This window comes from Nicoliella sp. ESL1113, from assembly GCF_058509245.1.
On the sequence record NZ_CP196387.1, the window covers coordinates 305535 to 322233 of the forward strand.

Consider the following 16699-nt stretch of genomic DNA (forward strand, 5'->3'; position numbering starts at 1 on the left):
TTTAATTCTGAGTTCATGGAGTTTTTTTGTTTACAGTTAATTAAAAAGTGAGAAAATAGATTAGATAAATGCTAAAATGTTTTAAAGGTACATATTAAAATGATTATTTTTAGATGGTGGGGATCAGGATGCTTTATAATAAATTCAAATTCAATAAGGTTAATGATAAAAAGGTGCTCCGCAAGGTAAATAAGCAGTGGATCGTGGTATCGATTTCAATGTTCGTGTTGCTGGGTGGGAACGCGATGCTTAGTCATGCGCAAACTGCGTATGCTGATAGTAATAATAGTAGTAGTGAGGATCGTTCTACTGCAACTAGTGTTGTTACGAGCAGCGCCAATGTCAATCAATCAATAAGCGTTAGTGGGACCTTTGCAACGAGCAGTGCAGCCAGCGCCGCTAATTCTTCTTCAACTAGCGCTGCTTCCAGTAGTGCATCATCTAAAAAGAGTGCGGATAGTTCTGCCAGCAGTGATGTTACCCCCAGCACATCAACTGCGCTTAGTGCTTCTTCATCCACTAGTGACACTAGTGAAGCAACCTCATCTTCTACGACCACTAGCCAGCCCTCAGCAGCTTCAACCAGTGCTAGCCAATCAGCTAGTAGTTCTGTAAGTAGTACCAGTAATAGCGATAGTGATCAAGTTAGCGTCCGCATTGAATTAGAAGACACCGACAGCTCGCTTACCGCTAGTCAAGCCTACAGTAGTGGGTATGCAGCGGCCTCACTTGCGGCCCAGAATAAGACCAGTGTGACAAGTGGTGATGCTAATTTTAACAGTGGGGTGCAGGCCTTTCAGTCTTCCCAAACCGACTTTAAGAGTGGGTTTGTCGCAGCTTCTTTAGCCACGCAAAGCAGCCAATCAGCTAGTTTTGGAACTAGTGCGTTCAACAATGGGGTGCAAGCCTACTATGCTACGAATGCTGGGGCGGTAAATGCCTGGAACTCGATTCATCCTGACGATCCGAAAAGTGCCGATTCCGCTGGCACCTTTAACTCGAGTAATACTTATTATGTCGACGGTTATAACGCCTTGATCGATGCTTATACCACCTATTCCTCACTAAATGCCTCTGCGGGGACTCAATCTGGAAGTCCGATTTATGGTTCTGGTGGGCTGGGCCAACAAACCAGCGTTACGAGTGGTTCCGTTAACCGCAGCAATTCTGCAGTCGTGTTAAATTCACCTAGTGATAGCGCTGAAGCGAATTCGAGCAATAACGTTCAACCGGCCAGCAGTGGGGAGGTCAGTGCCACTACTTACGTTCCCAGTGCGGCTGATCAACTAGTGGCTTATAATTACGCCGTTGATTACTTTTTATCACGGCAGGGAGCTTACGATGCTGAAACGGGGCGTTGGAACGGTGCGGATGGCAATGGTGCCTATAGCGTCTTGAACACCACTACCAACGTAAATAATCCATACATCCAAGCTTATAAGGGTGCAAACGATGCGATTAATAATGAACAATCTGGGAATTACTTTGCGGTTAGCAGCGTCCCCAGTGGGCAAACAACGACCTATAATTACGGCTGGAATGACGTTGCCAATAAGGTGAACAACCAAAACATTGCCTTTGTGACCTATAATACGTCCACTTCTAATATTGATAGCTATTTTGCCCGTAGCTACATTAACGGCAATAGTGAGTTACGCTTCACCAATGATTATAACTACACTTCTTCTGGGAGTAACACCGCCTATGGTAGCAACATGAACATGATCGTCAACGGGCAAAATCACATTGTAGATTGGCAACAAATGCACCATAATCCCTATAATGTTGGCAGTTTAACGATTGAAAACTTTGCCAAAATGTATGGCTACAACGTTTACGGGCCGATCAACCTCTGGAACTCAACGTCCGGGAGTTTGACGTACCGCAATATTAATTATGAGGGCTCGCAGTTATTCTTTGGTAATAAGCTACCGAACCTCTACATCGACGGTGGAGTCAGTGTCATCAGTGAGGGGAGCTACACCAGTCCGTTCAATAAGAACTTTACGACCCAAAATAATAACCAACAAAACCTCCAGGTTACCAATATGGAACTGTTGCCGAATTCATACTACTATGGTGTGACCCAAATGGGGAATAACATTGAATTAGGTGGCAACTTAGTGATGGACCAGGGTTCTAATATGTATCTAGTGCCCCATGGTCGTGGTGGTGAAGATGCAGGTAACGGTGGGGACCGTGGTTTGCTCGTAAACGGAAATTTGACGATCAACAAAGACGCCAACTTAACGGTCGTGCCTGGTGATAGCGGTGCCGATTCGATCGCCGTTAATCAAGGGGGCAGCCTCGTGATCGACGGGGGCAGTTTTAACTCGATCTATAATTACAATCCGATTGATAATAATCCAACTTGGATCCAAGGAAACGTCAGCATCCAAAATGGAGGAACGTTGACCGCCCATGCGACCAATAGTGCCAACAGCTTTAACGCCGATTTGGTCACGATTGCCAACGGTGGTTTATTAAACGTGCAAAACCGTGGGAATTTAATCATCTACGCCGATGGGGCCAATACCAATTCGGGATTGACGTTGCTGAATAACTCAGGGACCGTGTTGATCAATAACCCAGGGCAAAACGTGATCTTAAGTAAGGTCGGGCTAAATAACGACCAAAGTGCGATTGGCGCTGGGCGTTTCTTTAACACGACGCCGATCAACGCCTATTCCGTAATCGGCCAGGTCGATAACCAACGGGATGCCAATGCCCAATACCTGGTTGCGATTGGTTATCCAGGGACTGGAACGAATACGATCAGTATTTGGGATCAATCCGGGAAGGCAATCTACGACCCGAACATTTCTAACTTTAATAACTACACTTCCAAGTACCTAGCGTTCAACGCCGTGCCAACTGTTTTCTTGAACAGTACCCCAGCGTTGTACCAAGATGCGACCGCTAAGACCAAGTACGGGGTCACCGCGAATTTAATTTTGAACAACGTTAGTGATTCCGATATTAAGAATAACTACGTCTACGTGCGGGTCAGTACGAACGGCATCGATGAAAAGCCAACGAATTCGGCTGGCTTTATTACCGATGCGAACGGGATGATCGAATCGAACCAAGCAGTCGGGAACGGCCAGGATACTGACTACCGCAATGCCTACACCGTTGCCATTCCCGCTGGGGCCTTCACTAAGGTTGGCGATGGTTCGTATACCTACCAATTCTATACTTCATTGAACGCCACGACCGCGATTCCCACTGACGTAATCGTTACGGCACAGTTTGAAGTGACTAATAACAGTATCGAAATTAAGAACAGCGGTAATTCGATGATCACGCAAAACGTGACGCATAATCCCGCCACTGCAGCGGTCGTGAATGGTAATTCTACCAACAGTGGGACGATTACTGATAACATCGTGGTCCCGAACAATACCGCCATTCCAGCTAGTGATGCTGCGGTCTTCAGTAATGCGGCCTCTTTAGCCGCTAGTTCCGTTGCTTTAACAACTGGTTCTGGTCAGGATTATTCTGCCATGGCATCCTCCGCCTCAGTGGTAGTTGCTAATAATTCCACCGCCGTGCAGAGCCTTGCCGCTGATAGTAGTGCCATGTTGAACCCTAGTTATTCTGCAGCGGTATCATCAACGGCATCTGCTATCAACGCTTACAGTGTCGACGCTAAAAATCAATCATCGATCGCTAGTTCGGCGTCTAGTGCCGTGCAGGCCCTATTAGCATCTGCGAACGTGCAGGCTGCCAATGCTAGTTATTACGCGGTGATCGCTGCGAATGCTTCGCTTGCGTTCGGTAGTGCTTCGACTAAGAGTGATCAATCAGCAATTAATGCGACCGCGTCCGTAGCCGCCCAAAATGCTTCGATGGCGGCTTCTTTGGCAACTCAATATTCAACTAGTGTCAATCAAATCAATTCAGCTGGAATGCTAGCCGCTCAACGGGCAATCGTTGACGAAAGTGCCGCTTCAATTGCGGCTTCGACGTTGAATAATTCTTATAATTACATAATTATTTCAAGCGTTTCATCAATGGCTAATGGCACTGATGCCAACGCGTCAACGGCGAATAATGAAAATAACGGAATTATTGCTGCAAATAACAGTAATAATTCATTTTCGGCTACGGTTACCAGCATTGCCAATCTCTACCCAGCTAACTCTGCCATTCAAAGTGAACGCTCGAAGGCCGAGGCTGCCGCTGTTTTAGTCTCATCGGCCGTTGCTGCTGGTTCCAGTGCTAATTCAATGGCCCAGGTTGCCAAATCAACTGCGGATGCCCAGATCAGTAGCGCCAGAGCGGTTTCGCAGGTCGCTGACTCAGCAGCGTCGCAAGCAAGCGTTCAAGCCAGTCTTGCCCAAAGCTATGCCCAAGCTGGCGATTCAGCGAGTGCGGCTGCAGCGATCGCGTCCGTTGCGTCCGAGAATGCAATCGTGCAATCAGCCACTAGTCAGATTCAGCAGTTTAACTCTGCTGCCGTTATTGCTTATCAATCTGCTAGTGCTGCGGAATCGGTGGTTGCCGCCAATAGTAAGGCTGCTAGCAATGCTGCTGATGCTACAGCGAGTGCCGCCGTGGTTGTTAATTCGATTGCCAGTAGTTTAGCTAGCAGTACTGCAGCAATCGCTAGTGATACGATGGCATCGGCCTCCAATGCTGCCACGAATGCTGCCAGCACAGCTAATGCTCGATTGAGTTCTGCCAACGCTGCTGTTGATGGGACCACTGATGCTAGTACTGCTGCTTCCCAGGTTGCAAATAGTGCAAGTCAAAATAATAGCACGGTGCAATCGATCGCCGCGCTAAATAGCGGCAATTCCTCAATCGCAAGTGCTGCCCAGGCTGCTAGTTCTGAGGCGGCAGTGGCTAGTACGGCGGCCCAAAGTGCTTCCGTTGCCAATAGTACAGCCCAATCGGCACGCGTGGATCTCTCATCGGCTAATTCGACCGCCTCGCTGGCTAACTCAATCGCTAGTTCAGCAATGATCATTGTTACATCTGCGTCAGCTGCTGCCAAGAGTGCTGCTGATCAAGGGGACCAAAGTCTGGCATCTAGTGCTGCTAGTTTAGCCAGTGCGACCGCCAACATCGCCAGTAGTGCTGCCCAGAATGCGATTAGCGCTAATTCTGCAGCTGACTCTGCTGCCAGTGCAGAAAGTGCCGCTCTTTCTAATGCAACGAGTGCACAAGCCGCTGCTGATTCCGCCAGTGCAGCGATTGTAATTTCTAGCGGATCCGTGGTTAAAATCGTCAACGGGGGAAGTAGCGCTGCTGATGATGCTGGTCAAATCGCCAGTCAAGCCGCTCGCGATGCTGCTGCTGCCATGAATGCGGTATCAAATGCTAACAGCGGTGCGGATCAAGCTTCAACCAATGCGGGGGTCTTTTCTAAGGCCGCTAGCTTATCGTCGAGTCAAGCAAGTGATTCATTGCCGATCATTAACACCGCTAGTGCCGTTGTTAACGATTTAAAATCGAGTAATTCAAGTAATAGTATTGTTGCATCAGCGTTAGGAGTCATTAATTCCGCGTCCGTGGTTGCAGCTCAAGCCAGTGCCGATGCGACTGTTTCATCAACGACCGCTAGCACTGCCAGTGTCGCTGCGGGTTCGTATGCACAAGCTGCAGCTGTTTACGCTAATGCTGCTAGTAGTCAAGCTGCAATCGCCAGTAGTGCTGCACAGGTAGCTGGAAGTGCTGCAGCGGCCGGGATGGTCGATGTAGCTAAGAGTGCCGATGCAATCGCCAAAGCTGCTGGGAGTCAAGCCGCCATTGATAATCAAAATGCGCAAACTAACAGTCAATCCGCAGATGATGCAGTTGCTAAGGCCTCAAGCGCTGTAGTTCAAGCGCAAAGTGCGTCAAATGCAATTTCTGCTGCGGCGGTGAATGCTAGTAATGCTGCTAAGGTTGCCACTGCGAACGTCCAGATCGGTAGTAATGCCAATTCGACTGCTAGCTCGGCCGTAATTGCCACCAATAGTGATGCCAGTGTTGCTTCAAGCGCTGCGTCTGGGCAGTCCAACGGGGCTTCCGATGCCGCCAACACCGCATCACGTGCTAATTCGATTAGTGCGATCGCTTCTTCGGTTGCGTCCAACACCACCACGACCATTAGTGATGCGAACACGGCTTCCGCATATGCTAACGATACATCTAATTACGTTAGCGCCAATCCAAGTAATGCGGCTGTGATTTCCGCTAATCAAGTCGCTCAAAGTGCGGCTACTTCTGCTGCATCCGCTGCTAGCGCTGCCGTCGTTGCCAATAGTGTTGCTCAATCGGCTAAGAACCAGGCTGATAGTGCCAGAATCGTTGCTAGTAGTGCAGCCGTCGTTGCAAGCACTGCGGCAAGCATTGCCAGTTCGGCCTCCGTGGTTGCAGCTAGTGATGCAGCGTTAGGGGATTCGAATGCGGCGAGTGAAGCCGCCGTTGTTGCCAGTCAACAGGTCGTTATTGCCAGTACGGCTGCCGATAGCGCTACCAGTGTCAATACAATCGCCAGTCAAGCAGCAATAGCAGCAAATAGTGCGGCAGCTGCTCAACAAACGGCCTCGTTGATTGCGCAGAATGCCGCTGTGATCGCCTCTTCTGCCGCTGCGGTTGCTTCTGCGAACTTGAACGCTGGTTCTGGCTTTAACAGTGCTGCTAGTACAGCGACTTCAATTGCGAACAATGCCTCTGCACAAGCTTCGATTGCATACACGGGGTCAGTGAATGGTGATTCGAACGCTATTAACACATCTTCCTATGCCAACGATGTCGATTCGATTGCCGCTAGCGTTTTGGCCAGCCAAGTTGCAGTCCAGAACGGTTCGCAGTTTGCCTCTAATGTTAACAGTTTGACCCAGTCGATTGCCAAAAACAACCTCAATTTATCGGTCCTTGCTAGTTATGCATCGACCGCCAGTGCTGCGAATGCTGCGGTCAGCGTTGCCAATTCGTTAGTCTCAGTTGCTAACAGCGCTGCGCAATCGGCTAAGGTGCGTGTTGATTCGGATAATATGGTAGCTGCTAGTGCTAATCACACTGCGAGCGTGGCTGCCCAATCCGCTCGTGATGCTTCTGTGGCCGCTAGTCAAGCCGTTGCAACCGGGGATCGAAATGCCGCTAGTAGTGCTGCCGCTGCTGCCAGTCAACAGGCCGTGATCGCTAGTCAAGCTGCGATCGTGGCTGCCCAAGTGAATGGGGATGCGAATTTAGCTTATCAAGCCGCACAACAGGCATCTGCGCAAGCTCAAACCGCCGCTGATAGTGTCGCCAGTGCAAATGCAACCGTTGGCGCTGCTTTTGCAACCGTCAACTCGATCGTTGCTAATCAAGCCGCCAGTTCAGCTGCTAATAACGCCAGTGATGCATCGTTGAAGGCCAGTCAGGCGAAACTTTCATCGCTGCAAGCAGGCAGCGCTAGCGCTCAGGTCAGTTCCGCAATGAATCAAGTCAACTCGCTGGCTACCAATAACTCTAGCGATTCATCCGTTGCGAGCGCAAGCTTCGTTGTGTCATCAGCTAATTCGGCCGCAATTTCGCTATCGGCTGATGCTACCAACGCTAGTTCTGCTGCGGTCGTTGCACAAAATGCGGCTGCTCAAGCTGCTAAGGGGGCGCTGAATGCAGCTAGCATCGCAGCCAGCGCCGTGTCACAAGCTAACTCAGCAGCTAGTTTAGCGGCTGGTGCTAGTGGGACCGATGCCATTCAATTATTATCATCAGCTAATGTAGCGGCTGCTGCTGCTGCCGATGCAGTCAATAACGCCGTAGCTGCTTCTAACGCTGCGAACAATGCGGCGCAACAGGCTACGAGTGCAGCACTACAAGCAGCCTCTGATCAAGCAATTGCTTCTAACGCTGCCGTAGAAGCAATCGCTGCGGCCAATCAAGCCCTAGCTGCCGTTGCCAATACCATTGCAAGTGCGAATGCGACCACCGCTTCTGCTGGAAACGTAATTGCTGGTGGATCCAGTGTCTCCACTAGTGCCCAATCACAGGTGAATGGCGATTTGCAAACGGCGAGTGCTGCCACTAACGCTGCTAGTGCGACCAATTCGCTTGCGAGTTCTGCAGCTAACAATGCCTATCTGGCAGCCCAAGATGCAGCTAGTCTTGCGGTTTTAAATTCCAATGATTCTGCCATTAGTTCTGCTGCCAGTCGGGCTAACTCGGCCGCAATGATTGCGAGTTCGGCGGCCGTTGTAGCGACCGCCACGTTTGCGGTTGCAGCGAGTGCCACGTTTACGACTAATTCTGCTGTGAATGCTGTAAATAGCATTACTGCTGATATGTCGAACGCCCAATCCGATTATGCATCTGCTAAACAGGTGGAAAGTGGTGCTGCCAGCATTGATAATGGCGCACTGGCTACCAGTGCCGCGAGTGTTGCCGCTAGCATTGCTGCACGGGTCGCTTCATTTGGGGTTGCGTTAGTGAGCGTTGCGAGTGTTGCTGACAGCGCCAATGCCGTTGCCAATTCTGCCAATCAGATCGCCACTAGTGCGAACCAAGTGGCTGCCGATTACAATTCGATTGCGGTGGCTGCTGATCAGTTAGCCAACCGTTTGAACCAGATCAACATCGGAAATGCCGCTACCGCTAGTGCTGGGAATAGTCAGGCAACTAGTGCCGCTGCTCAAGCACATCAAGATGCAGCCTCGATTGAAACAATTAATCAACAGGGCCGCATTAGCGATAACACTGCTGATCGGGATGCTCAAATTGCTAATTCTGCAAGCGGTGGGGCTTACGGGAGTGCATCACTAGCGAACAGTGCCAATAACCAATTAGCACAGCTGGCTAGTCAATACCCAGTCAACCCGCTGGTCTCATCCGCTGTTAACGTTGCCACATCAGCAACTGCGGTCGCCACTTCTGCTTCGGTTGTTGCTAATGCCGCTAATCAAGCCGCGGTGAGTGCCGCTTCCATGGCTGACGCTGCTATGACCAATGCTAATCAACAAAGCTCAGTCGCCGCTTCGGCCGTTGCTGCTGCGGAAACCGCAAAGCAGTTAGCTTCGTCTGCATATGCCAACAGTCAATACGGGGCTGGTGATCAAGCGGTTCGACAAGCAGTTAAGGCCGCTCAAGATGCTGATGCGGCCGTTATTAATGCCCAGTCAGCTGCGGTGAGTGCTGCGAATGCAGTATCGAGTGCGTCCAGCGCCGCTTCCGTTGCTGAATCCGCCTCAGTCGTTGCTTCGACCGCTGCTTTGAACGCCACCACGGCACTTAGTAGCGCTAGTACGGCGGTTAGCATTGCCAATCACTATGCGGATCAAGCTGATCTGGATGCTAAGCGGGCTTCGGTAGCTAGTTCGATTACGGATTCCAACGCCAGTCAAACGGCCGTTGAACAATCGACTGCCATTAGTGCAGCGCCGACAATGGCTAGTGCGATTGCATCAATTGCGGTGGTGAACAGTGCTAATGATTCCGCGATTGCTGCCATTTCGATTGCAGCTTCATTAGCAGCCTTAGATAACCATGGCAATGATTCTGAAATTAATAGTGATGCCCAAGTGGCAGCATCTGCACGCGCTGCAGCTAATAGTGCGAATGACGTAGTGAGCGCTGCGAATTCGACATTTAACGCTGCTAGTGTGGTTGCAGCTAGCGCCAATAGTGTAGCAAAACAGGCGCATGCGACAGCTAGTACTGCTGATTCACTGGCGGGGGATGCTGCTTCAGTGGCTAGGAATGCCGCCAACGATGGTGATACGCAGGCTGCTGCTTCCGCTGAAGTAGTGGCTGCTAGTCAAGCCGCCGTTGCCAATAGTGCTGCTAATGTTGCTGCCGACGCACTTAGTCAGGCTGATCAAGCTAGTGTTACCATGAGTCAAGCGGTCGTTTCTGCCACCAGTGCAAGCGTTAATGCTTCGAATGCGGTTATCATTAGCAGTTCGGCTGCCAACGATGCTCAATCTAGAGCGGCCACGTTCAATGGCTTATTGAACTCGATTCGGGCCAGCAACGCTGCTGTTGCGACTTCAAATACGGCTGATGGTGTCGCTGCGATCGTAAAGGCGACTTCTCAAGCAGCTGCTAACGCTGATCAAATCAATCAAAATACGCAAACCACTAACCAACAAGCAATTAGTGCCACTAACGTTATCAATTCGCTCGCTAATAAGAATGCTACTAATTCAGCACTTGCGTTTATTAGCGGCATTGCGAGTCAGGCCGCATTTGCTGCTCAATCAGCGACGACCGATGCTTCGATAGCCACCTTGCAGGCCAATGCTGAACTGGATGCAGCCCAAAGCGCCAACGTTAGTGCTCAAGCGGCCCTCAGTGCGGCTGATTCAGCGAATGCAGTTGCTAGAAGTGCCTCCAGTGTAGTGCCATTCGATGCAACAGCCTCACAGGCGACTTCTGCTGCAGCTGCGAATGCGATTGCTGCTGATCAGGCGGCTTCTGTGGCCCAGTCAAATGCGGTCGTTGCTAATAGCCTCGCTAATTCAGCTGTTCAACGGGCGCAGGTGGATTCATCGCTTGCGATTTCAGCTGCCGCTGCTGCTGCTGTCGCCCAATCGAATGCGTTGATCGCAAGTCAGGCAATTGCAATCGCTGATAGCGCCCAGGTGAATGCTGATAATGCTAGTCAATACGTTCAAATGACCAGCGCGGCAGTTGAGAGTGTTGGACCAATTCGCACTTCCGCTGCTGTTAACGCCGCTAGTGCCGCTGCTAGTTCTGCGGCGATTGCTAATCCCCTTGCTAGTTTGACCAGTAATTCTGCCGTGATCGATAGTATTTTTAACAATAATCGGACGGACGAAAGCGCAGTGGCCGTTGTGAATAGTGCGAACTCAGCCGCAAGCGTGGCTGCTCAAGCCTCAGCAGCTGGTTCGACTGCCGCCCAAGCTGCCAGTGCCGCTAGCGTTAGTGCCAGCATTATTGCTAGTCAAGTGGCGAGCCAATTACAAGCTGCCAGCCTAGCTTCTGTTGCCGCGCAAAGTTATGCCGCTACCGCCAGCAGTTATGCTCAACAGGGGGACAAATCCAATGCATTGATCAGTGCCAGCCTCGCTAGTTCGGCGGTCAACGATGCTTCGAACGCCGCAGCATCAGGGTCATCTGATGTCTTTGCTGCGGTCAGTGCTGCTCAACAAGCAACGATTGCGGCCCAAACGGCGTTAACAGCGAAGACGACCGTTGAAAATGCTAATTCACTAGTTGCAACGTTGATGATTAGCCTGGCAAACTCAGTTGCGCAGGCCGATTCACGGGCGGTGAGTTCCGCCGCTGCTGCCCAACCAATAGCTGCCAGTGCGGTTAGTGCGATTAACGCCGCTAGTGGTGCGATTGCCAGTGGGAGTGCTGAAATTAGTGCTCAATCCGATAGTGCCAGTGTTGCAAATGATGCGGGGAGTAGCTTTGCCAATACCGCTGCACTGGACGCCAGCCTAGTTGCTAGCATTGCGACTAGCCAGCCCAATGATTCAGCAGTGGCTGCTGCTGAACGGCAGGTGAATTCCGCTGCCCAACAGGCTGCCAGTGCCGCTAGTGATGCGTTGGTTGCTTCCCAGGCTGCTTATAGTGCTGCTAGTATTGCTACCGTTGCTAAATCCGCTGCCGATTCCGCTAGTCAAGCTGCCAATAGTTATTCCGCACTAGCCATTTCTGCTTCTGATCAAGCGACGATTGCTAGTCAGACCGGCAACGTTTCAGAGGCAACTTCATTTGCAGTCTTAGCATCATTGAATGCTTCTAAAGCTGCTGCTCAAGTAATCGTGGCTTCCCAGGCAGCCAGTGCTGTTTCTGAGGCCCAAACCCGCGCTGCATCCGCTACCGTTCGGGCGGTTAGCAACGAAGCGGTGGCCAGTCAGGCCGTTGCCGATGCTACATCCGCAATGCAGGTAGTCACTAAGGTGGCTGCATCGAATGCGACTGCGGTTGCGAACGGGAATGCAGCGGCAAGCAGTGCCAATCAAGTGGCTCCAAGTATCGCTGCTGCTACCGATACGATTGTTCGTTCGATTAACGCTGACGTGGCGCAAGTCAGCCGTGCTGCAAGTAAGACGAATGCTGCTACTAGCGTTGCCAGTGATTCTAATACGGCCATTAATGAAATGGTCAGTGCTGCAGGAAAGGTAGTGACTGCTAACTCCAGCAATGCCGTTATTCAGTCGGCTGCAGCACAGCTCGATTCAGCTAGTCAAACGGCTAGCAGCGCAGCTTTTGATGCCTTAGTTGCTAATCAACAGGCCCAAGCAGCCAAGCAGGTTGCTAACGATGGCAGTAACGCCGCTAGTTATCAAAATTCCCTGGCCCATCAAGCAGCATCGAATGCACACTTCAATAGTTCGGCGGCTGCGGCTGCGTACTTAGCAAATGATTATCCAGACGGGAATCGTTATGCTAGTGCTGCTGTGCAGGATGCTGTGAATGCCAGTTCCGCCATGCAAGCTGCCATCTCTGTTGCAGCTGAGGTATCGACTGCGACGGTTGCCGCTAATTCTGCTGATCAACGGGCACAAATTGCAGCTTCGATTGCAGCACAGGCCTTTAACACCGCTAGTGATGCTGCTAACGCCCTAAGTCAGGCTTACAATCTACAAACGATTCAAACTAGTGAAGCCAGTTCGATTGCCAGCTCCGCAGCTGCAACCGATAGCGATGCCAACGCCGCACATTCATCAGCGGGCAATAACACTGATACTACTTCTAATGATGCTGCGTTTGCGGGTTCGCTCGCTGAAGTTATCATTTCAAAAGCCTCACTAGTTGATTCACAGGCTGCTGATACGGTCTTAGCATCTAGTGTTGCCGCTAGTATCACTGCCTCTGAGGGGATTAACGATCCAGCCACCGCTGCAAATCTAAAAAGCAACGTTGCGATCGCTGCGCAAGCGACCAGTGTTGCTCAAAAGGCGCGCAGCAATGCAATTGCGGCGAAAACGAATGCCTTGGCTGCACTATCTAATGCGATAGCTGCGTCTGCTAATGCGACTGCTGCACGTTCAGCAACCTCAAGTGCTGTGGCGGTGGCTAGCAGTTATGCTAGTCAGGCTTCGTCTGCAGCTGTTTTGGGGGCCAGTTCAATGGCTGATCACTACATTAATTTGGCCCGTTCCGCAGCGTTGGCAGCAGCTGACTTTGATATGCAAACGCAATCTGCCGATTCACTAACGGCGAGTGCGATGGCGGCTGCAATGGCGGCTGCTAACCAAGTGAATGACAACCAGTTGATCGTTAGCAACGCGGCCTCCGTGGCGTACTCAAATGCGCAAAACGCCCAGTCACAAGCTGCTAAGTATGACGCAGATCAAAGTCGCAAGCGTGCATCAGCTGCTTCATCGGCAGTCGTCGATCATTTGGATAGCGTTAGTGCTGATTCAAATCAGGTCACTATCGATGCCAATGCAGTTAGCCAAGCGCAAGCCACCGTTAACGATGGTCTATCGCAAGTAAGCGGGGCGGTAATCTCAATCCAATCGCTCGTTAGTGCCCATCCTAAAAACTCAATTATTAGCAACGCCAACTCAATTGCCCAGGCTGCATTCCAGACCGCTTCAGCGGCACGTTCTGATGTTGCCGTTGCTAGTGGAGTCGTATCTAGTGCGACTCAAGTGGTGAACGCTGCAGCTACGGTAATTACGAGTGCTAATGCTGCTGCTTCTTCAGCCTATCTTGCTGCTTCTAGTGCAGCGTTTGCTGCCGCCGATTCCCAACTGACGGTTTCACAACGTTCGGCTGCTAAGGATGCTGCCGCTAGTTTCGCTGATGGTGCAACGAGTGCAGAATCATTTGCTGCCAGTGCATCCGTGGTTGCCAGCATTGCGACTAGTGATGCGAACGAAGCTTTCAGTCAAGCCCAATCGGATACTACGATTGCCAATACGGCTGCTAGTCAGGCCCTAAGTGCTAATGCGGCGGCCCAAGCGGCGGCCCAGAACAATGATCAGCAAAATAGTGCCGCAATTGCAACGATGAGTGCTGCTGTTAGCAGTGCCGCAATTGCGTTGCAACCAAATAGCAGTGTTAATGCCAATGCTAGCCTAGTTGATGCTTACGCAAGTCAGACCAGTGTTTCCGATCAGACTGCAGGTGTGCTTAACAACGCAGTCATCAGTGCGGCCAACACGACGAGTGCAATTGCCCAAAGTGCTGCTAACAACCGCTTGCTGAACCAAGAGTTGCACAGTGCAAATTCGATTGCCGCAGCTGCTAGTTATGCAAGTGCTGATGCTGACCTAGCGAACGCCCAGGCGCAAGCTTTAAAACAGTCTGCTGATGCGGCAGTGATTGCTGCTAGTGTTGCTGGGCAGGGGGCGCAGAGCCTTGCGAGCCTAGCGAATAGTTATGCAATGGCGGCGCAACAATTTGCGAACGCTGGGGATGAATCAGCGGCATTTAATGCCAACGCCCAGGCTGCAGACCAGGTTGCAAACATTGCAACGATGATTGCATCTGCGAACGCTGCTTCACAAACTGCTGCTGGGTTGATCAGTGCGGCTGCGAGTGCTTCGGTGCGGGCGGCAAATGATGTCCTTGCTACGCAATCATTAGTAACGGCTGCTAATTCAGTCGTTGCAGCCGCTCAATCGATTGCAGCTGTTCAGGCTGCAATCAATAGCGTTGCCAACTCGAATGCATCGCTTGCTAATCAGCAACTCAGCCTGGCTGCTCAATACGCCAGCAGCGCTGCTGCATTCAGTCTGACTGCTGATTCGGACGTAAATGTCACGAGTGGTCAAATTAGTGAAGCGCAGGCCAACAATACGATTGCATCAAGTGCGACCGTGTTAACTAGTAGTGTCGCTGCTGCCCATCGCTTGAATAGCAATGCCCAACTGTACGCTAGCATTGCTGTCTCGGCTGCTAAGGATGCAATCGAGCCGACCTCTGAAATCGTTAGCGCCAATAGTACTGCTGTGCAGGCGAGTGCCGCTGCGCTTGCTGCGAACTCCTTGGCTGATTCTAACTACAGCGTTGCAAGCAACTACGTGCAATCGGCACTGAGCTATGCAACACTGGCCTCCCTAGCTGCGAATGCTGGGCAATACGACCAGGCGAATGCTTATAACAGTAGTGCAGCTGCGATCAGTCGGCTGACGCAAAGTTACGTTGACAATGGGAATCAGGCCCAATTATCGGCTAGTTCAGCCACCAGCGTTGCTAATTCTGCATCGGCGGCTGCGGCAGCTGCTTCTTACACCGTCAGTTTAGATGCCAGTGTTGCAAAAAGTGCGGCTTCCATGGCAATCTGGGTAACGACGCTTTCGAACGAGGCGCAACCATATGCAAATAGTGCCACCGATGATCGTTATGATGCTACCAATGGGATTACAACTGCGAGTGCCAACTTTAACTTGGCCAGCAGTTATGCACTCGCCACTAGTTCCAGCACCGCTTTAACTTATCTACCCGCTAGTTCTGCTCAACAACTGGTTGGCCAAGTCTTGAGCATTGCCAGTCAGTACAATAACGTTCCAGCGTTTAGTAGTTACGCAACGGCAGCCAGTTCAGCAGCTGCGATGATTGCCAGTGCTTATTCCGATGCGGGGCTTGCTAATCAAATCGCCAGTTCTGCTGCGGTGGCGGCTAGCAACGCAGTGTTAGTGGCCAACGGGGCTTACGTTACCGTCACGGATGCGAATTCGACTGCGAATAGTGCTAACTTAGCGGCATCAGTTGCGTTTGCCAGTGGTGACTATGTGAACGGACGGATGTATACCTCGGTTGCTAGTAGTGCGGCTGCTAAGGCGGCGTCTGCTAACAACAGGTTAGAGCATGCGAACCAGACCATCTATGATCAAAATCAGATTGCCGCTTCCGCAGCTGCACGGGCGGCTAGTGATTATCAAACGATCGTTTTAGCTGCCAAGATCGTGTTCGATCAGACGAATGCTGCTAAGGCGGCGGCTGCAAAAGATTATTACTTTGAAGGCTTGGCAGATGCCCAGGCCAAACTCAAGATCGATACTGATTATTTACAACAACCTACCTACATGGGTGGTTATCAGGGATATCAAGATGCCTTTAATGGTAAGACTGCCAGAACTGACTTTACTGGGCTTTCGATGGTCTACCAATCTGATTATCAAAGATCATACCAAGTTGGAAAACAGGCCTATGAACAGGCTGTTAAATCAGGCAAACGGGCTGCCGTTAAGCGGGGGTCGATTGCAAAGAAGACGTTGCAGAAACAATCCGCTGGGTATATTTACGGTTACTTACTGGCGTTTAACGCTAATTTGAAAAAGCATCCGCTTTATATCTATAATCGTAAAATGGTTTACGTTCACAGTGCGGCCAACTTTGCAAAGGCTAATCGGGTGAAGCGATACGCTAAACATCCCCAAAACCAAGTCCATGAATTCAAGGTCGTTCGAATCGCAATGTCTAAGAGCGGCTTGATTCGCTACTTTGTCAAAACCCACCTTGGCGGGACTTTAACGTTCGGCTATTTGACGACTGATCAACGCTACGTTGTAAATGCATATTACACCAGCGCTGAAATGGCAAAGGCGCATAGTAAGACCGTTCAAGTGATTGCTAAAACGGGGGCGCGGCTACATCGGACCCCTGGTTTTAAGAACGATCAACAACGCTACTACCATTCGGGTGCTAAGGTCCATGTAAAACGGGTGGTTAAATACAAGGGCATGACGCGGCTATACGTCGGCCATGGCCAATATCTAACCAGTAACAAGAAATTTGTGAAATTTATTTAATCCATATTAAAAAGCGGGGTTGTTTTAAAACAACGCCGCTT

The 16699-nt window shown here is 50.8% G+C and carries 1 protein-coding gene; it reads left to right on the top strand.

The genetic code is table 11. The features are described 5' to 3' along the window. Positions 1-128: 128 nt before the first annotated feature. Positions 129-16658: a DUF5776 domain-containing protein gene (locus tag ACSYTJ_RS01145; RefSeq protein WP_491719951.1), complete on the top strand. Its 16530-nt coding sequence runs from the start codon at positions 129-131 to the stop codon at positions 16656-16658. Positions 16659-16699 lie beyond the last annotated feature (41 nt).

Bases quoted from the DNA above. Each gene is read 5' to 3' on its own strand.
- ACSYTJ_RS01145 (WP_491719951.1), top strand. From the start codon at position 129: ATGCTTTATAATAAATTCAAATTCAATAAGGTTAATGATAAAAAGGTG.